Source organism: bacterium (assembly GCA_036382775.1).
Classification (GTDB): Bacteria; Hydrothermota; Tepidihabitantia; order SM23-42; family JAOAFX01; genus DASVHD01.
Genome location: DASVHD010000027.1, coordinates 1 through 16165 on the forward strand (window position 1 = coordinate 1; position 16165 = coordinate 16165).

General features: G+C 49.1%; 26 protein-coding genes, 1 tRNA gene and 1 pseudogene. 23 read left to right on the forward strand and 5 right to left on the reverse strand.

Annotation, left to right across the window (positions count from 1 at the left end; all coding sequences use genetic code 11):
- From tuf to VF399_04670, 17 genes and pseudogenes are all read left to right on the forward strand, one after another.
- Positions 1–137 (forward strand): elongation factor Tu (tuf, locus tag VF399_04590; GenBank protein HEX7319618.1); only part of this gene is annotated, 137 nt, incomplete at its 5' end.
- Positions 138–163: 26 nt separating this feature from the next.
- Positions 164–469 (forward strand): 30S ribosomal protein S10, encoded by a 306-nt coding sequence (gene rpsJ, locus VF399_04595; GenBank protein HEX7319619.1) that lies wholly within the window; start codon positions 164–166, stop codon positions 467–469.
- Positions 466–1080 (forward strand): 50S ribosomal protein L3, encoded by a 615-nt coding sequence (rplC, locus tag VF399_04600; GenBank protein ID HEX7319620.1) that lies wholly within the window; start codon positions 466–468, stop codon positions 1078–1080. Before rpsJ ends, rplC begins: the two co-directional genes overlap by 4 nt.
- 3 nt (positions 1081–1083) lie before the next feature.
- Positions 1084–1719 carry a 50S ribosomal protein L4 gene (gene rplD, locus VF399_04605; GenBank protein HEX7319621.1) on the forward strand — a complete coding sequence of 212 codons (636 nt, stop codon included), beginning with the start codon at positions 1084–1086 and terminating at the stop codon, positions 1717–1719.
- Positions 1698–1982, forward strand: coding sequence for a 50S ribosomal protein L23 (gene rplW, locus VF399_04610; protein HEX7319622.1), 285 nt, complete (start codon positions 1698–1700; stop codon positions 1980–1982). The genes rplD and rplW overlap by 22 nt, the downstream gene beginning before the upstream one ends.
- A 4-nt stretch (positions 1983–1986) precedes the next feature.
- Entirely contained in the window at positions 1987–2808 is an 822-nt protein-coding gene (rplB, locus tag VF399_04615) for a 50S ribosomal protein L2 (protein ID HEX7319623.1), read from the forward strand.
- Positions 2809–2811: 3 nt separating this feature from the next.
- Positions 2812–3105: a 30S ribosomal protein S19 gene (gene rpsS, locus VF399_04620; GenBank protein HEX7319624.1), complete on the forward strand. Its 294-nt coding sequence runs from the start codon at positions 2812–2814 to the stop codon at positions 3103–3105.
- Positions 3102–3476: a 50S ribosomal protein L22 gene (gene rplV, locus VF399_04625; protein ID HEX7319625.1), complete on the forward strand. Its 375-nt coding sequence runs from the start codon at positions 3102–3104 to the stop codon at positions 3474–3476. Before rpsS ends, rplV begins: the two co-directional genes overlap by 4 nt.
- 3 nt (positions 3477–3479) lie before the next feature.
- The gene (gene rpsC, locus VF399_04630; protein ID HEX7319626.1) at positions 3480–4103 is read left to right on the forward strand and encodes a 30S ribosomal protein S3; all 624 of its coding nucleotides are present in this window, start codon (positions 3480–3482) and stop codon (positions 4101–4103) included.
- On the forward strand, positions 4103–4534 hold the full coding sequence (gene rplP, locus VF399_04635; protein ID HEX7319627.1) for a 50S ribosomal protein L16: 432 nt from the start codon (positions 4103–4105) through the stop codon (positions 4532–4534). The genes rpsC and rplP overlap by 1 nt, the downstream gene beginning before the upstream one ends.
- A pseudogene (rpmC, locus tag VF399_04640) lies at positions 4521–4718 on the forward strand (50S ribosomal protein L29). The gene rplP and the pseudogene rpmC overlap by 14 nt, the downstream one beginning before the upstream one ends.
- A gap of 58 nt (positions 4719–4776) precedes the next feature.
- Complete coding sequence (gene rpsQ, locus VF399_04645) at positions 4777–5010, forward strand: 30S ribosomal protein S17 (protein ID HEX7319628.1); 234 nt, start codon at positions 4777–4779, stop codon at positions 5008–5010.
- The gene (locus VF399_04650; GenBank protein ID HEX7319629.1) at positions 5007–5189 is read left to right on the forward strand and encodes a hypothetical protein; all 183 of its coding nucleotides are present in this window, start codon (positions 5007–5009) and stop codon (positions 5187–5189) included. Before rpsQ ends, VF399_04650 begins: the two co-directional genes overlap by 4 nt.
- A complete protein-coding gene (gene rplN, locus VF399_04655; protein HEX7319630.1) occupies positions 5186–5554 on the forward strand; it encodes a 50S ribosomal protein L14 in 369 nt (122 codons plus the stop codon). Before VF399_04650 ends, rplN begins: the two co-directional genes overlap by 4 nt.
- 39 nt (positions 5555–5593) lie before the next feature.
- Entirely contained in the window at positions 5594–5950 is a 357-nt protein-coding gene (rplX, locus tag VF399_04660; GenBank protein HEX7319631.1) for a 50S ribosomal protein L24, read from the forward strand.
- On the forward strand, positions 5943–6503 hold the full coding sequence (rplE, locus tag VF399_04665; protein HEX7319632.1) for a 50S ribosomal protein L5: 561 nt from the start codon (positions 5943–5945) through the stop codon (positions 6501–6503). Before rplX ends, rplE begins: the two co-directional genes overlap by 8 nt.
- Before the next feature lie 124 nt (positions 6504–6627).
- On the forward strand, positions 6628–6813 hold the full coding sequence (locus VF399_04670) for a type Z 30S ribosomal protein S14 (protein ID HEX7319633.1): 186 nt from the start codon (positions 6628–6630) through the stop codon (positions 6811–6813).
- Between the two features lie 127 nt (positions 6814–6940).
- Here the strand turns inward: VF399_04670 and surE are convergent, their stop codons facing one another.
- A complete protein-coding gene (gene surE / locus VF399_04675) occupies positions 6941–7696 on the reverse strand; it encodes a 5'/3'-nucleotidase SurE (GenBank protein HEX7319634.1) in 756 nt (251 codons plus the stop codon).
- Entirely contained in the window at positions 7687–8364 is a 678-nt protein-coding gene (locus tag VF399_04680; GenBank protein ID HEX7319635.1) for a glycosyltransferase family 2 protein, read from the reverse strand. The genes surE and VF399_04680 overlap by 10 nt, the downstream gene beginning before the upstream one ends.
- A 265-nt stretch (positions 8365–8629) precedes the next feature.
- Here VF399_04680 and VF399_04685 point away from each other — a divergent pair, with 265 nt between their 5' ends.
- From VF399_04685 to VF399_04710, 6 genes are all read left to right on the forward strand, one after another.
- Complete coding sequence (locus tag VF399_04685; protein ID HEX7319636.1) at positions 8630–10309, forward strand: M20/M25/M40 family metallo-hydrolase; 1680 nt, start codon at positions 8630–8632, stop codon at positions 10307–10309.
- 81 nt (positions 10310–10390) lie between these two features.
- The gene (gene purN, locus VF399_04690) at positions 10391–10999 is read left to right on the forward strand and encodes a phosphoribosylglycinamide formyltransferase (protein HEX7319637.1); all 609 of its coding nucleotides are present in this window, start codon (positions 10391–10393) and stop codon (positions 10997–10999) included.
- A 199-nt stretch (positions 11000–11198) separates the two neighbouring features.
- Positions 11199–12116, forward strand: coding sequence for a magnesium transporter CorA family protein (locus VF399_04695; GenBank protein HEX7319638.1), 918 nt, complete (start codon positions 11199–11201; stop codon positions 12114–12116).
- Between the two features lie 999 nt (positions 12117–13115).
- Positions 13116–13189 (forward strand) — tRNA-Val (locus tag VF399_04700).
- 702 nt (positions 13190–13891) lie between these two features.
- Positions 13892–14125 (forward strand): ribbon-helix-helix protein, CopG family, encoded by a 234-nt coding sequence (locus VF399_04705; protein ID HEX7319639.1) that lies wholly within the window; start codon positions 13892–13894, stop codon positions 14123–14125.
- Positions 14118–14462 carry a type II toxin-antitoxin system PemK/MazF family toxin gene (locus VF399_04710; protein ID HEX7319640.1) on the forward strand — a complete coding sequence of 115 codons (345 nt, stop codon included), beginning with the start codon at positions 14118–14120 and terminating at the stop codon, positions 14460–14462. The genes VF399_04705 and VF399_04710 overlap by 8 nt, the downstream gene beginning before the upstream one ends.
- A 572-nt stretch (positions 14463–15034) precedes the next feature.
- Here VF399_04710 and VF399_04715 read toward each other — a convergent pair.
- From VF399_04715 to VF399_04725, 3 genes are all read right to left on the reverse strand, one after another.
- On the reverse strand, positions 15035–15265 hold the full coding sequence (locus VF399_04715) for a type II toxin-antitoxin system HicA family toxin (protein ID HEX7319641.1): 231 nt from the start codon (positions 15263–15265) through the stop codon (positions 15035–15037).
- The gene (locus tag VF399_04720) at positions 15258–15473 is read right to left on the reverse strand and encodes a type II toxin-antitoxin system HicB family antitoxin (protein HEX7319642.1); all 216 of its coding nucleotides are present in this window, start codon (positions 15471–15473) and stop codon (positions 15258–15260) included. Before VF399_04720 ends, VF399_04715 begins: the two co-directional genes overlap by 8 nt.
- A 190-nt stretch (positions 15474–15663) precedes the next feature.
- A partial coding sequence (locus VF399_04725) for a hypothetical protein (GenBank protein HEX7319643.1) occupies positions 15664–16165 on the reverse strand: 502 nt, incomplete at its 5' end.

The window sequence follows — 16165 nt, forward strand, 5'->3', positions numbered from 1 at the left end:
TGGTGATGCCGGGCGACAATGCCAATTTTGAGGTTGAGCTGATCACGCCGGTGGCGATCGAGGAAGGTTTGCGGTTCGCCATCCGCGAGGGCGGCAAGACCGTGGGCGCCGGCGTCGTCACTAAAATAATAGAATAAATGGCTAAATGGTTAAATAGAAAATTATGAATAAACTGAGAATCAGGCTCAAATCATATGACCACCGGATACTTGACCAGTCGATTAAATCGATTATCGACACGGCCAAGCGGTTCGGTATCAATATTGCCGGACCGATCCCGTTGCCCACCGAACGTTCTCTGTATACCGTACTGCGGTCACCGCATGTGGATAAAAAATCACGCGAACAATTTGAGCTCCGTGTGCATAAGCGCCTTGTGGAGCTTAACGACGTGACGCCGGATATAATCGACGCGCTTAACAAACTTGAGATACCGGCAGGCGTGTATGTCGAGGTCAAGGCGATATGATCGGTTTGCTGGGTAAAAAGCTCGGCATGTCGCAGCTCTTCACCGACGACGGCAAGCTCCTTGCCGTCAGCATGGTCGAAGCCGGTCCCTGCCCTGTTGTCCAGGTAAAAACTAAAGAAAAGGATGGCTACGAAGCAATCCAGATCGGTTTTGGCGAGAAAAAAAGAGTCAATAAGCCATTGGCCGGTCATCTGAAGAACGGTAAGCTCAAAACGATCGGCACGCTTGGCGAACTAAAGGTCAAGGACATTTCAAAATATAAAACCGGCGACCAACTTACGGTATCGCTTTTCGTGGTCGGCGATAAAGTCTCGGTCTGCGGCTATACCAAGGGTCGGGGATTTACCGGCGGCATGAAACGCTGGGGATGGATGGGCGGTCCGGCCACTCACGGGTCGATGTCGCACCGACGCATGGGCTCGGTAGGAGCCAATACATATCCGGGCAGGATCTGGAAGAATAAGACAATGCCGGGCCGTTATGGGAACGAAAGAGTGACGACAAAAAATATTAAAGTGGTCAAGATCGACAACGACAAAAATATCATTTACCTCGAGGGCGCGGTACCCGGTCCGACCAATGGATTCATCGTGGTCGTGAAAGGCGAATAACCCGTGGAAACTATCCTCTTGAACGTGCAGGGCGAAGAAATCGGCAGGCAGAAGCTGTCCGGCAAGATCTTCGAGCAGCCGGTGAAAAAGACCCTGCTGTGGGAAAATATCAAGAATCTACTTAATAACCAGCGGCGGGGCACGGCAAAAACCAAGACCAGAGCGGAGATCCGGGGCGGCGGTAAAAAACCATGGCGCCAGAAAGGCATCGGTTGGGCAAGGCACGGCAGTATCAGGTCGCCCATCTGGCGCAAAGGCGGCGTGGTTTTCGGTCCCAAACCGCGCGATTACTATGTAAAACTGCCCCAGAAAAAAAGACTCGGGGCGCTCATTATCTCGCTGAGCGCGAAGGCCGGTGAGAATAGAGTTGTCATAATCGAAGACATCAAACTTGACCAGCCAAAAACAAAAACAGTTTATAACCTATTGAAGACCGCAAAACTGGATGAAAAAAAACTGCTTATCGGTGTTGACAGCCTGTCCAGCAATCTGAAACTGGCGACGCGGAACATACCAAAAATAAATCTGCGCCGGATCATCGATGTCAACGCTTATGATGTGATGTCGGCTGATTACGTCCTGCTGACCAAAAAAGCGCTGGAAAACCTGGAGTTACGGTGCAGTACGAAAAAATCATAAAGCGCCCGCTCATCACGGAAAAGGCCGATACGCTCAAAGAGATCAACTGTTACCAGTTTGAAGTGGCAAGGGATGCAACGAAACGGGTGATCCGGGAAGCGGTGCAAAAATTATTCAATGTTGAGGTTATCGATGTGAAAACCGCTAATTTCCGAGGCAAGCCCAGACGCCTGGGAAGATCTGTGGGTCACAAAGCCGGATATAAAAAAGCCTCGGTATTCATCAAGCCCGGCCAGAAGATCGAGCTGGTCGAAGGGGTATGATCTGATGGGTGTCAAAACGTTCAACCCGACTTCAGCCGGACGAAGATTCATGATGGTCAACAAGCAGCCGGTCACCAAGGGCAAAGCTGAAAAACTTTTATCGTTCTCGAAAAAGACGACCGCGGGACGGAACAATATGGGCCGGGTCACAGCGCGTCATCGCGGCGGCGGCAACCGCACCATTATCAGGATCGTCGATTTCAAAAGGAACAAAGATACGATACCGGCGACGGTTAAGGGCGTGGAATACGATCCTAACCGGAGCGCGCTCATTGCCCTTGTCGTTTACCGCGACGGGGAAAAACGTTATGTCGTGGCGCCTGACGGCATTCAGGCCGGCGACACGATCGTTTCCGGCGACGATGCGCCGATAAGGATCGGCAACGCGCTGACGCTGAACAACATCCCGCTGGGCGTTGAGATCCATAATATCGAACTGCAACCCGGCAAAGGCGGCGAGCTGGTGCGCAGCGCCGGCCTTTCATGCCAGATCCTGGCCAAAGAAGGCGCCTATGCCCACATCAAATTGCCGTCCGGCGAGATCCGTCTCATCGATCTGCGGTGCCGCGCGACGATCGGCAAAGTTTCTAATCCGCTTCATTCCAGCATTGTTATCGGAAAAGCCGGCAGGAACAGGCATCGGGGTATCAAACCGTATGTCCGCGGGGTCGCGATGAACCCGATCGACCATCCCATGGGCGGCGGTGAAGGCAGGTCCCATGGCGGCAGACATCCAACATCGCCCTGGGGCTGGCTGACCAAGGGTAAGAAAACGCGCAAACGGAAAAAAGCTTCAAGCAAATTTATCGTCAAGAGGAGAAAGTAGTCTATGTCACGATCGTTGAAAAAAGGACCTTACATTGATGCCAAGCTTTTGAAGAAAATAACAAAACTGCTGGAGACCAAGGAAAAGAAAGTTATCAAGACCTGGGCCAGAAGATCGGTCATCCCCCCGGAGTTCGTGGGCTTCACGATCGCGGTCCACAATGGTAACCGTTTCATACCGGTGTACATCACGGAAAGGATGGTGGGGCATAAACTCGGTGAATTTTCGCCGACCCGGACTTTCCGCGCCCATTCCGGAGTCAGGAAAGCCGAGAAAGAAAGAGAGTTTGAAAAATGACGACCTCGGCGCGAGCGGTTAAGCGCTACGAACGCGCATCACCCTTGAAGGTCCGCAGGATCCTGCGCATCATCAAGGGCAAGCGCGTGCCGGCGGCGCGCGCGATCCTCCAGTTCCATCATTCCAAGCTAATACATCCGGTCTTAAAGACCCTCAATTCCGCCGTTGCGAACCTGAAAAACGCTATTGGTACGATCCGCCTTGACGACGGCGACATTCGCGTCAAGGAAGCGGTCGTGAACGATGGTCCACAGATGAAACGTTGGCGTCCCGGATTCCGGGGCAGCGCCGACATGATCATCCGGAGGACCTGCCACATCACGGTAACGGTCGATTCGCTCAAACCGATACCCGTCAAAAAAGGAGAATAGCTAATGGGACAAAAAACGCATCCGATCGGATTCAGGCTGGGGATAACCAAGGACTGGAAATCAAAATGGTTTGACCAGGCAGGTTACGCCAAGCTCGTGGCTCAGGATATTAAACTGCGCCGATATCTGGAACAGCGGCTCACCGAAGCCATGCTCGCGGATATCATTATCCGGCGGATATCAAACAAAGTCATTATTTCAATATTCACCGCTCAACCCGGCAAGGTCATCGGCAAAGGCGGAGAGGAGATCAAAAAGCTGCATGAGGAAATAAAAAGTTTGATCAGCAATGATATCGTTATAAACATTGAAGAGGTCAGGATCCCCGAACTTGACGCGCACCTGGTCGCCCAGAACATCGTCAAGCAGATACAGCAAAGGATATCGCACCGCCGCGCGATGAAGCGGGCGGTCATTTCCGCGATGAAGATCGGGGCGCGGGGTATAAAAGTCGCCTGCGCCGGACGTCTGGGCGGCTCCGAGATCGCGCGGACCGAATGGTACCGGGAAGGAAGGGTACCGCTGCAGACCCTCTCGGCCGATATCGATTTCGCGCGGACCACGGCTTTCACGATCTACGGCACGGTGGGGGTTAAAGTCTGGATCTATAAAGGAGACGCGCGCTAATGTTAGAGCCCAAAAAGGTCAAATACCGGAAACAACAGCGGGGTCGGAGAAAGGGTAAAGCAACGAGCGGCAGCACGTTCGCGTTTGGCGAATTCGGGCTGATCGCGCTGGAACCGGCATGGATCACCGCGCGTCAGATCGAAGCGGCCAGGGTTGCTATCACGCACACGATGAAAAAAGGCGCGAAGATGTGGCTCCGGATATTCCCGGATAAGCCGGTCACAAAGAAACCGGCAGAGACCAGGATGGGCAAAGGCAAGGGTATACCGGAGTTCTGGGTCAGTGTTGTCAAACCCGGCAGGATCCTGTTCGAGATTGAAGGCTTGACCGAAAGCGAAGCTCAATATCTGCTGCGCCTGGCCGCCAGCAAGCTGCCTTTAAAAACACGCTTTGTACGGCGCGCGGTAGGAGTCCATTATGAAAGCTTTTGAACTCCAGGAAAAAACCAAAGACGAACTGAAGGACCTGCTCGCCGGGCTCCAGAAAGAATTGTTCAATTTACGGGTACGCAGGATCGCCCGCGAACTCCCGAATCCGCTGCGGCTCCGCACGATCCGTCGCGATATTGCCAGGATCAAAACGTACTTAAGGGAAGAAGAACTTGGAAAACGCAAACTGATGGACGCTAAAAAGACCGCTCCGAAGGCTAAACCGCAAAAGAAAGGAGACGACCGTGCGAAAAAGTAAGATCGGCATCGTGATCGGAGACAAACCGACAAAGACGATAATTGTCCAGGTTCGGAATTATGTCAAACATAAGCTATACAAGAAATATATGCGGCAGAATACCAAGATTTATGTTCATGATGAGAAAGATGAATGCAAGGTCGGAGAAAGGGTCGTGATCCAGGAATGCCGGCCGATCTCAAAGCTTAAACGGTGGAGAGTGATCAAGAGGCTTTCATGAAAACCAATGCAAATTCTAAATTCCAAGCACTAAATAATAAACAAGCACTAATCACCAAATTACAAAATTCAAAACAGCAGGATTCTTTTTTTGAAAATTTGGATTTAGGATTTCGAATTTGTTTAGGATTTCGGATTTCGAGTTTAGGATTTGACCGAGCGAATGCGAGGCTTCTGTGATCCAGATCTACACACGGCTGAAAGTCTGCGATAACACGGGTGCGCGCGTGGCAATGTGCATCCATGTCGCGGGCAGCTCCGGCCGAAGGTATGGATATATCGGCGATATAATCAATGTCGCGATCAAGGATGCCATGCCCAACGCACCGGTCAAAAAAGGTGATAAAGGCAAGGCAGTCGTGGTCCGCACCAGTAAAGAATATCGCCGTCCCGATGGATCCTATGTCAGGTTCGACGATAACGCATGCGTGCTCATCAACGATCAGAAGGAACCCAGGGGTACCCGGGTATTCGGCCCGGTTGCGCGCGAACTCCGGGAAAAAGGTTTCACGAAGATCATCTCCCTCGCCAGCGAGGTCGTATGACCGCCATGCCTGCAGACAAGAATATGGGAGCCAGATAGAATGCGAAAATATTCACACCTCCGGGCCCTTAAGATCATCAGGCCGAAATTCCATGTAAAAAAGAACGATCTCATTGAGGTGATCACTGGTGAAGAAAAAGGCCGGCGGGGCCGGGTCCTGGAGATCATCAGCGAAAAAAACCAGGCGCTCGTCGAAGGCCTCAATATGATGAAAAAACACCAGCGGGCACGCTCCCAGAGACAGCCGGCCGGCATCGTTACCGTCCCCTCACCGATCCATATTTCTAATCTTATTCTTATTTGCTCAAAATGCGGCAAGAAAACAACGGTCATCTGGCAAAAAATAGAAAAAAAACGCGCCCGGACGTGCAAAGAATGCGGAGAGATAATTGAATAAAAAATATCTGCCCCGGTTGAAATCATATTATGACACTCAGCTCAGGAAAACGCTCATGAAAGCATTAGGTTACAAGAACATCTACCAGGTCCCGGAATTGAAAAAGATCGTCATCAATAGCGGCTGCGGCGAAGCGGTAACCGACCAGAAACATCTGGAGATAGTGCGGGAAGACTTGATGAAGATCACGGGCCAGGCGCCGGTATTCACGAAGGTCAAGCGACCGATCTCCAACTTCAAGATCCGCAAGGGTATGGTGATCGGCATGAAGATCACCCTGCGGGGGGCGATAATGTATGATTTCTTCGACCGGTTCGTCAATTTCGCGGCCCCTCGTATCAGGGATTTCCGCGGATTTCCAAGGGATTCGTTCGACGGCCGCGGCTCTTACAACATGGGACTTAATGAACAGACGATCTTCCCCGAGATCGAATACGATAAGGTAAAAAAGGTCTTTGGCATGGATATCGCGATCGTTACCTCGGCAAAGAAAGACAGTGATGCCATGGCATTGCTCGAAGGCCTGGGGATGCCGTTTGAACGGAAGAAATAAGGCAGGGATGCCGTTTGAAAAAAAGAAGTGATGATGGAACGTGTTGGAGTAGAGCCTTCAGGCTCGTGGGTTACGGGCGTAAACACCCTACTCCAGAACATCGCGAAATAACAAGGAGGTTTGATTGGCAAAATTATGTTTGATTAACAAACAGAAGAAAACACCCAAATTTTCGACCAGGAAATACAACCGCTGCGAACGCTGCGGACGGCCCAGAGCTTACTACCGCAAATTCGGACTGTGCCGCATCTGCCTGCGAGAACTTGCCTTAAAGGGTGAGATCCCGGGCGTCAGAAAAGCGACCTGGTAACGGATCGTCATAGGTTATCGGGCAGCGCAGCCGGTTAAAGCCCCAAATCCACATTCTTCTCATATCCTCGTAACCTCACAACTTCTCAGCTTCGATCTTTATCACATCCCCCCAGCCACAAAACCACCTAGCCCCGCTTTATTTCAATCCCCAGCTTCTCCCCTATTTTATCCATCCGTTCATAATCGGTCAGGTCCAGCATTAAAGGCGTGATCGATATATATCCTTCGCTGGTCGCCTTGAAATCAGTGTCGTCAGCGATCTTATAAGAAAGCACGCCGTCGATCACACTGTATTTCACGCCGTCGCGGTCGCCGTCGCTGATCACCTTGTCCTGGTAGATGCGTTTGCCCATCTTGGTTATCTTTTCACCTTTGATCTTGCCCCGCGGGATATTCACGTTGAGGACAAGCTTTGACACCGGCGCTTTCAATACCCTTTCCGTCAGACCCTTAGTGTATTTCGCCGCATCGCTGAAATCTCTGAATTCTACGTCATCCACCGAAACGGCCATGGACCTGATGCCCAGGGTCGCCGCCTGCAGCGCGGCCGCCACTGTTCCCGAGTAGAAAACATCGCTCCCCATGTTGGGCCCGTGGTTAATGCCAGAGATAACCAGGTCGATCCTTCCCGGACCCAGCAGGTCATGGTAAGCCAAGAGCACGCAGTCGGTCGGTGTGCCGTCGACAACGTAGAACTTGTCGCGCAGGCGCTCGACACGGATCGGTCTGCGCAGGGTCAACGAATGGCTGGCGCCGCTTTGCTGATAGCGTGGCGCCGACACCAAGACCTCAAATCCTTCTTCCTTTCTCAGCGCGTTGTAAAGCGCCTGAAACCCAGCGGCGTCGTATCCGTCGTCGTTGGTTAATACGATCAACGCCATAAGAACCCCACCGCCATCCGGATGAACCTGATGGTATCCATGACCGGCAGAATATAGCTTTTCTCGTTCCCGTATATCGTCTTGATCGGGACCGACCCGATCCGGTAGCCGGCAAGCCCAGCCTTGCATGCCAGTTCCGATTCGGTCTGGAAGTTCCTGGTTCTCAAACGTACCCGATCAAATATCTTCAGATCGATCAATCGGTATCCCGACTGCACATCCGGAATGTAGCGGTTGCTTAACAGCGAGATCACCAGCGACGTAGTCCGGTTGGTAAATTTGCGCGATATCGGCATCGGGGCTCGGTCATTGCGCCGGGAACCGATTATGACATCAAAATCACCATTGGAATTCAGAAATTCATTCAATTCGTTCACGCGATGCTGGCCATCGGCGTCCATGGTTATGACTTTTTGTAGACCGTTTTTTCTCGCCTCATCAAAACCCTGGTTCAAAACCCAGCCCTTGCCGGTATTTTTGCTGTTTTTTAAGACCCTCACCCCGCACCGTTCCGCGATCACCGCGGTTTTGTCTTGCGAACCATCGTCGACGACAATGATGTTTTCTTTCTTGAAACCATAATCAATGAGGTCTTGGATAAGTTGACCGATCGTTCTTTCTGCATTGTATGCTGGGATAACTACTCCAATTTTATTTGGACTTTGCACCCCCTATTTTAACCCATCTGTCGTCAAAGTCAATCCCTGCTCTTGTCATTCCCGCGCAAGCGGGAATCCAGCCGCAACCTTCAGGTTGCGAAACTATGCAGGTTTCACCGGAATTTTACGCAGGCTGAAGCCGGCAGCTACAATTCCACCGAAAATTGAATAATTACCATCGTGTTAATTGCTATTGACATTACCAACTCAAATCACTAAGATATAGTAACAGTAAGATTACAAAGCATTTAGATCGACCTTTGAGGAGGTTTCAATGAAACATATAAATCTGTTAGTCACGATATTGTTCTGCACAACCGCACTGAGCTTCGCGGATCAACATAAATACCTGGTGCGCGTTGACGATCTGGCTGATCATAACTACCCCATCGTCGAGATCATTGAGAACCATTATCTGATGCTTGCCGGCGACAAGGAGGTCGAACGTTTAGACGCTGATCTTGTTCCATACCGGATCCTTGATGCTGATGCCGGTTCGGGAGCCTGTTACCTGGTCTACCTTTCAGGTGAATCAGCCGAAACCGTCGGTCAATTCGGAACTATCCTTGATCGCTACGAGGACTGTGTTCTGTTGAAAACGACCGCAGAGAACGTCCCGGAGCTTAACCGGCTTAAAGTCGAACTCAACCGTCTGTCTACAAGACCGATAAATGTGTTTTCACCGATCGTACCCCAGGAAGCGGATCTCAGCCGCGCGCCCGACACTTTGATCCAGAAAATGGTGACCGCCGTGTCTCAGGACAGCATCCAGGCCTCGATTTTGCGAATGCAGAGAATGTACACGCGTTACGCGACGACCGACTCAAACAGGATCATCCTCGTAAACTGGATCCGCAGCCGGCTCATCGCTTACGGCTATGACAGCGTTTATTTCGAAAATTTCGACGCGAACTATGGTCCCAATGTCATTGCCATTAAGCGCGGTGAGGTATACACGAATTGGAACCGGTATTGCGTGATCGACGGGCATATTGATGACGTGCCAAGCAGCGGATACGCGCCAGGGGCTGATGATAATGCATCCGGCACCACGGCGATGCTTGAAGCAGCGCGGGTGGTTAAGAACTATAATTTCGAAAACACAATCCGCTTTATCGGGTTCAACGCCGAGGAGCAGGGATTGATAGGCAGCGACTCCAACGCCACGCGGGCCTATGTCCAGGGCGACACGATACTCGGCGTGTTCAATTTCGACATGATCGGTTATGTGACTTCCGCGAACCGCGACACCATGAACGCCCATTACTCGACCGCGGTTCCCGGCTGCAGCCTGTTCGTCTGCCAGTGGTTCCAGGCCGTCGCCGACACTTACACGCAGCTTAAGATCCGGCGTGTGCGCAACACCGGGACCAGCGGCGGCTCTGATCACGTAAGCTTCTGGCAGAATGGTTATAAGGCGCTGTGCGGCATTGAGCGAGTGCTCACACCCATGTATCACACAATCGGCGACACGATCGGACCTTACATGTACGGAAATTGCGGAGTTAATAACCTCCCCTTTGCAACCAAGGTAATCCAAACCGGCGTCGCCGCCCTGGCAAAGCTCGCGGTACCCATCCATTCCGGGACCGGCAGCGAGGAACTGAATGCCGGCGCGGGTCTGAACCCGTCATTGGAAATAATACCCAATCCTTTCAATAGCAACCTGACGGTCAGATTCCAAATCCAAAATTCACCCCCACCCTTCCCCTCCCCCCTCGAGGGGGAGGATAAAGGAGGAGGGGATTATTCAAATATGTCGTTAAGGATCTTCGATGCAAGCGGCAAACTGGTGAAATCATTTAACCAATTACCAATTACACAGTTACACAGTTACTCAATTACTTGGTCCGGCACGGACCAGAGCGGCAATCCCCTTCCCGCTGGCGTTTATTTCGTAAAACTGGAAACACCTGAAACAACGAGGATAGAAAAGGCTGTGCTACTCCGGTAACGATATTAACGCTCCAAACGATCAAAACGAAACTAACGAATTTTGTCTTGACTTCCAATGTATTGTGAATAAAATATCTCAATGAAAAACATCGCCGTTCTTGCATCCGGCCGCGGATCGAACCTCGAAGCCCTGATACTAAACAAGGAACGTGGTTTCCTGCAGGCGAATATTGCGATCGTCCTGAGCGATAATAAAGACGCGAAGGCGCTGGAAATTGCCCGCGCGCACAATGTCAAAGCGCAATGGCTTGATCCTGGACCGAAAAAAACCTGGCTCCTGCCCGAATATGAGGAAAATTGGGTACGGGTACTGAAAGAAAACAACACTGACCTGGTCTGCCTTGCCGGGTTCATGCGGATCATCAAAAAACCCCTGCTGGACGCTTTTAACGGCAGGATACTGAACATCCATCCATCCCTTCTGCCCGCTTTCCCGGGTCTTGAAGTGCAGAAAAAAGCCCTTGAATGGGGCGTAAAGTTCTCCGGCTGCACCGTGCATTTCGTCGATGATTCGGTAGATGGTGGCCCGATAATCGAGCAGGCAGCAGTTTCTATTTTGGATGACGATACACCTGAAACCCTGGCCGTGCGGATCCTAAAGGAAGAACATCGGATCTATGCCGAAGCGGTCAACCTGGCGGTCTCGGGCAAATACCGGATCGAAGGCAGACGGGTCATAAGGACATGAAGCTATGAGGTTATGAGGCTGTGAGGCTCCTTCTGCATATTGTCATTGCGAGCAATCCTTGTGCGAAGCAATCTCAGCCCCATCCGCTGTTTTCCGCCTTTACGCGCTTCCTCTCCCATTGTGGCAACATTGAAGACAATACTGCCAACAACAACTGGTGTCCCGTTAGTGGGAGTGGGTAAGGGTGAGGGGTAAATAAATGCTTAAGCAATTCCACCTCATCGACAACAAGATCTGCGAAGGCAAAAATAATGACTGCCCGATCAAGATATACGTGAGTCCGAACGAAGAAGAAAAAAAATATATGGTCGAACATTATCTGATCGACGATCATACCCTGGCCTCGGCGCTTGACCCGGATGAATTATCTCGTTTCGAAACCGAACCGAATCACGTCGCTTTGATCTATAAACGGCCGAAGAACTATTCGGCTAAGGACCAGCTGCTTTTCAAGACTCATACTATTGGATTGTTTTATTTTAAAGATTTCATCATTATCGTCATGAACGACGATATTAACCTGTTTGACGGCAAGCAGTTCAATAAGGTAGCATCGATCAACGAATTGGTCCTCAAACTGATCTATCGGTCGATCATCCATTTCTTGGAACATTTGAAAGTCATGAACATGATATCGAATGAACTGGAGATGAAGATCAACAAGGCAATGGAGAATCGCTACCTGCTCAACATGTTCACGCTGGAGAAAAGCCTTGTCTATTATCTCAATGCCATCAATTCCAACGGGGTTCTGATCGAAAAGGTCAAATTAAATGCCACCAAGTTCAGTTTCAACACTGAGGAACTTGAACTCCTTGATGATATTGTCATCGAAAACAATCAGTGTTATAAGCAGGCCGAGATCTATTCCAACATTCTCGCCAGTCTAATGGATGCCCGGGCTTCGATCGTCAGCAACAATCTTAATATCCTGATCAAGATCCTAAATATAATTACGATCGGCATCATGGTACCAACGCTCATCGTTTCGATATTTTCCATGAACGTGAAACTACCGATTTTCCAGGAACACCCGCTTGCTTTCTGGTTCATCCTTGGTCTTTCTGGTCTATCCGCGTTTGTCGTCTTCTTCGTTTGGCGGATGCTGAAGCTGTAAAAGACAGTAATTAGTTAATAGTAATTAGTAATTAAAAGAAAGTAAAAAATAGTGGTAGCCGCAGGCTTCAAAAAACAATGCAGTATAACTGGTGTCCCTTTAGGGGCTTTAGCCTGCGAATGAATGGTTAGGTAGTGGCAGACCTTGGTCTGCATCTGTCATTCCGTGTCTAGCACGGAATCCAGAAAAAAGTTTTCGGCTTTGTCTAGAAAACTTTTTGGAGAAAAGTCCCGTATGTTTATGAAAACCTTAGGAATATCCGGGATTATAAGGGGCTTCATAAGAAAAAAATGCCTGTAATCAGAACACTGCCTGTCGGTCCTGATAGCGCAGGCAAAAAGATACCTGCACCAAGATAAGGACACGGTGCGGGGGAATTAAAGGCATCCTACCTCAAAACCTCCTCTCCCTTGATGGGAGAGGGTAAGGGTGAGGGTGAAAAAAAAACTTTTTGGAGAAAAAGGGGGGGGGCAGCGCCCCTCATTAAAACTGCATGATCTTGTCAGCGTGCAGCTGATGGTCCTGCTACCGATGGGTAATAGTTGTCACCCGGGCGTGTAAGAGCAGCCAACGGGGGAATTAAAGGCATCCTTCCTCAAAACCTCCTCTCCCTTGATGGGAGAGGGTAAGGGTGAGGGTGAAGAAAAAACTTTTTGGAGAAAAGGGGGGTGTAACCCCTCTTTGGAGGGTGGTTCCGGGGTCCCCCTTCCTCAGCACCTCCTCTCCCTTGATGGGAGAGGGTAAGGGTGAGGGTGTAAATAAAACTTTATGGGGAAAAGTCCCGCATATTGTTTATAATATCATTATGATTATGCGGGATTAAAAGGGGCTTCATAAAAAAAAATGCCTGTGGATAGGGCACGACCTGCCGGTCCTGATACTACAGGCAAGACAATTCCCGCACCAGGAGTTAGACACGGTGTGGGGGATTCGTGGCCTCCACGATATTTTACTTTTTCTAAAATATTGTGGAGACAAGGGGGTATTACCCCCTTGAAAGGGCGGTTAGCTCAGTTGGTTAGAGCGTCGGTCTCACATACCGAAGGTCGCTGGTTCAAGTCCAGTACCGCCCATGCCAATTTTGTTTAAATTTTATTTTTAATTTGATTGCAAAATTGAGCATCCCCCCTATCGGGGACACCAATTATTTCTGTGCTTGATTTATTCTTCTGAAGCCGCACGCCTTCATGCCGTCAGGCATGTTGCGGGACTCATTGAAAAACGTGCGTCTGGTTTCCCATTTCTTCACCCCTCCCCTTTGTCATTGCGAGCAATTCTCGTACGAAGCAATCTCATCTTTTTATAATGTCAAGGCAAAAGTTTACAAAAATATCAACATTGCTTACAAGCATAAAATAACTACTGAAATATCGGAAGATTTAAGGCATGAAAGTTTACAATTAATGGCAGCCGCCTTTTTTCTTTTTTCGGGAATCATCAAAAAAGGCAATTACTGGTTTCCCGTTTCTGCCATTATTATCTTCTATTGCATATGGTAATAGCGGACATAAATATTTGAGCGTAGGCCAGGAAAAACTGCAGGTCCCTCCCTGAAGCGGATTTGTAATCCCCCATATCGACGTTAGGGGATTCCCGCGGAAGGGATTAATTGAGGATTTTGCCCGGCATGTGCCGTTGGAACATCAGCAATGAAATCGCATAGGTGATCCCAATTCTTCTCCAAATAATAAATCGTTTGATAAGAAACACCTTGACAAAGTACTGTTTTGGCATATAATTGGTATGACAGATTGGAATACCAGAAAGGAGGTATGATGTCCAAGGCGAAAATCACGATCAGCATGGATAGAGAATATGTGAATGAATTAATGCGGATCGCCATGCAAAGACATATTACCCGGAGTCATGTCATTGAAGAAGCATTCAAATTATGGAAGAGAGAGCAGATGGAAGCGGCCCTGCGGGATGGCTATAAGACAATGGCCAAAAGCGACAAGAAGACGGCGGAACAAAACATCAGACTCGCGAAAGAGCTGCCATATGACTAAGGATTTTCCGAGACGCGGCGAAATCTGGTTGGTAAATTTCAATCCCGGCCGGGGTAGCGAGCAGAAGGGCATTAGACCGGCGCTCATCATCCAGAATGATATTGGCAATCAACATGCGGCCACGACGATTGTGGCGGCGATAACGTCCGCAATTAAGATCTATCCAGTTACAGTTCACTTGCCCGTAAAGAGTGTCGGTTTGTCAAAAGCTTCAATGGTGAATCTTGCCCAATTGCTGACGATCGATAAATTACGGCTTATGAAACGAATCGGTAACTTACCGGCTGAATTGACGGGCCAGGTAAATGAGGCTTTAAAAATAAGCCTCGGAATATAGACTATCATTTAACTGATGTGTATGGCACACTATAGTCCCATTACAGTATGGTTTTTGTTAAGTATTACAAGAATGGGGAACATGGCACATTGCAAATCCCGTTTCCTTATATGTAATATGTATCTATGAATATAGAAAAGACGGGGAATCCGAAAGGGACTTGTCGGCGTTCCTGAAACTCACGATATTTCATGCACTTTCAGGGTATCCGAAAAAGAGCGTATGTCTCACATGCGATATTGGCTCAAACTTATTTGTTTGATTGCCAATTTCAGCATCTCCCTAATGGGACAACCAATTATTTCTGTTGTTTGATTTTCAATGAAGCCGCACCTTGTTGCTCGTCACTATAAAAATAATGCAATAGTAATTTTTGTTGAACCCTTGAATACCTAATCGAATTGCGATCCATTGAAACGAGCAAGGTGCGGGAGTTCTTCACCTCTCCCCTTTGTCATTGCGAGTTCCGCTTAAGCGGGACGAAGCAATCTCATCTTTCTATTGCCGCCCTAAGTTTCTTTCAGGGATGATTGGGAACTTTCGTTGGCATACTACTAGGTGAATTTTGTCGATTAGCGGGACAGCAAGTCCTGGAATTCTTCCAATGTCAATCCCGCCTGCCGAATAATCGCTCGAAGAGTTCCTTTTGCGATTTCCTTGTGATTAGGTACTGTTAACCGGCGGTGCGGCGGATGTATATTTCTTAAAATAATATGGCTGCCAGTCTGATGGTCTTTAAGGTATCCTGTTTTCTTGAGTACTTTACAGAGCGCGGAACCGGATAATAATGGCAGTTTACCCAATTGCTACTTCAACTACTTCTTCTAATATCGAAGGTGGGATGGGCTCATGGTGTTTTTTCAAACTTTTTAAATATCCGGTCATTGCATCTTTGATGTTCATTAAGGCTTCTTTACGCGTCTTTCCCTGGGAAATGCAGCCAGGTAAGGAAGGGCATTCGGCAACGAAAATGCCATCCTCATCTCGTTCAATAATTATGCGATACTTCATAAAGTTATTTTATGCAGAATAATCCGACTGTCAATAGAATTGAAGTGTTTTTAAAGAAAAATACAGATCACTCAATGCTCTGAGTAATCTGTATGGCAGTTTAAATTGTCAATATCTATCATCCAAATTTGGTCACTGACTGATGACCAAAAATGCAGTGATATGGGGTCAAATCACGATATAATACTTTTTATTTCTCCTCCCCTGCTAATGATTTCTTTGTCTTTTCATATTTTCCACGCCCCGCTTCGGTTCGGAAATAAAATCCGCTTGCCCTGCCCATTTCTTCCAGCTGCAGACGCGTGGCGGCCAGAAAATCGTCATCCAGGGAATAGCCTTTGAGATCGCCTTTCTTGGTCTGTTCCACTGGGAGCAGAACCCGGACGATCTCCGACGATTGGTCTTTGCGTTCGGCCGTAACCATCCAGTCAACCTCGATACCCGGAGTGCCGCCGATCATGAACCGGTTGTTTTCGACATTTTTAACGATGTAAACGTCGGATCCGCCGATGCCGGTCAGGGCGATCATGGAATTTTGGGTGAGTCCGTCAAAGTAATCGGGCAATGCCACTTCGACCCGTCCGTCCGGTCCGATCTTGGTTTCACCCTGGTAGATCAAAACCATTTCCGGGGATTCGACGAAATAATGGTTGAGGATTTTATTGTCCGGATCGAGCGGGTGGTCGATGGTG

Coding starts and splice junctions, on each gene's coding strand:
- rplP (HEX7319627.1), top strand. CDS start 4,103: ATGTTAGAGCCCAAAAAGGTCAAATACCGGAAACAACAGCGGGGTCGG.
- VF399_04705 (HEX7319639.1), top strand. CDS start 13,892: ATGTCCAAGGCGAAAATCACGATCAGCATGGATAGAGAATATGTGAAT.
- VF399_04710 (HEX7319640.1), top strand. CDS start 14,118: ATGACTAAGGATTTTCCGAGACGCGGCGAAATCTGGTTGGTAAATTTC.
- rplC (HEX7319620.1), top strand. CDS start 466: ATGATCGGTTTGCTGGGTAAAAAGCTCGGCATGTCGCAGCTCTTCACC.
- rplB (HEX7319623.1), top strand. CDS start 1,987: ATGGGTGTCAAAACGTTCAACCCGACTTCAGCCGGACGAAGATTCATG.
- rplX (HEX7319631.1), top strand. CDS start 5,594: ATGCGAAAATATTCACACCTCCGGGCCCTTAAGATCATCAGGCCGAAA.
- rpsS (HEX7319624.1), top strand. CDS start 2,812: ATGTCACGATCGTTGAAAAAAGGACCTTACATTGATGCCAAGCTTTTG.
- surE (HEX7319634.1), bottom strand. CDS start 7,696: ATGGCGTTGATCGTATTAACCAACGACGACGGATACGACGCCGCTGGG.
- VF399_04685 (HEX7319636.1), top strand. CDS start 8,630: ATGAAACATATAAATCTGTTAGTCACGATATTGTTCTGCACAACCGCA.
- purN (HEX7319637.1), top strand. CDS start 10,391: ATGAAAAACATCGCCGTTCTTGCATCCGGCCGCGGATCGAACCTCGAA.
- rplV (HEX7319625.1), top strand. CDS start 3,102: ATGACGACCTCGGCGCGAGCGGTTAAGCGCTACGAACGCGCATCACCC.
- VF399_04695 (HEX7319638.1), top strand. CDS start 11,199: ATGCTTAAGCAATTCCACCTCATCGACAACAAGATCTGCGAAGGCAAA.
- VF399_04650 (HEX7319629.1), top strand. CDS start 5,007: ATGAAAACCAATGCAAATTCTAAATTCCAAGCACTAAATAATAAACAA.
- rpsC (HEX7319626.1), top strand. CDS start 3,480: ATGGGACAAAAAACGCATCCGATCGGATTCAGGCTGGGGATAACCAAG.
- rpsJ (HEX7319619.1), top strand. CDS start 164: ATGAATAAACTGAGAATCAGGCTCAAATCATATGACCACCGGATACTT.
- VF399_04720 (HEX7319642.1), bottom strand. CDS start 15,473: ATGAAGTATCGCATAATTATTGAACGAGATGAGGATGGCATTTTCGTT.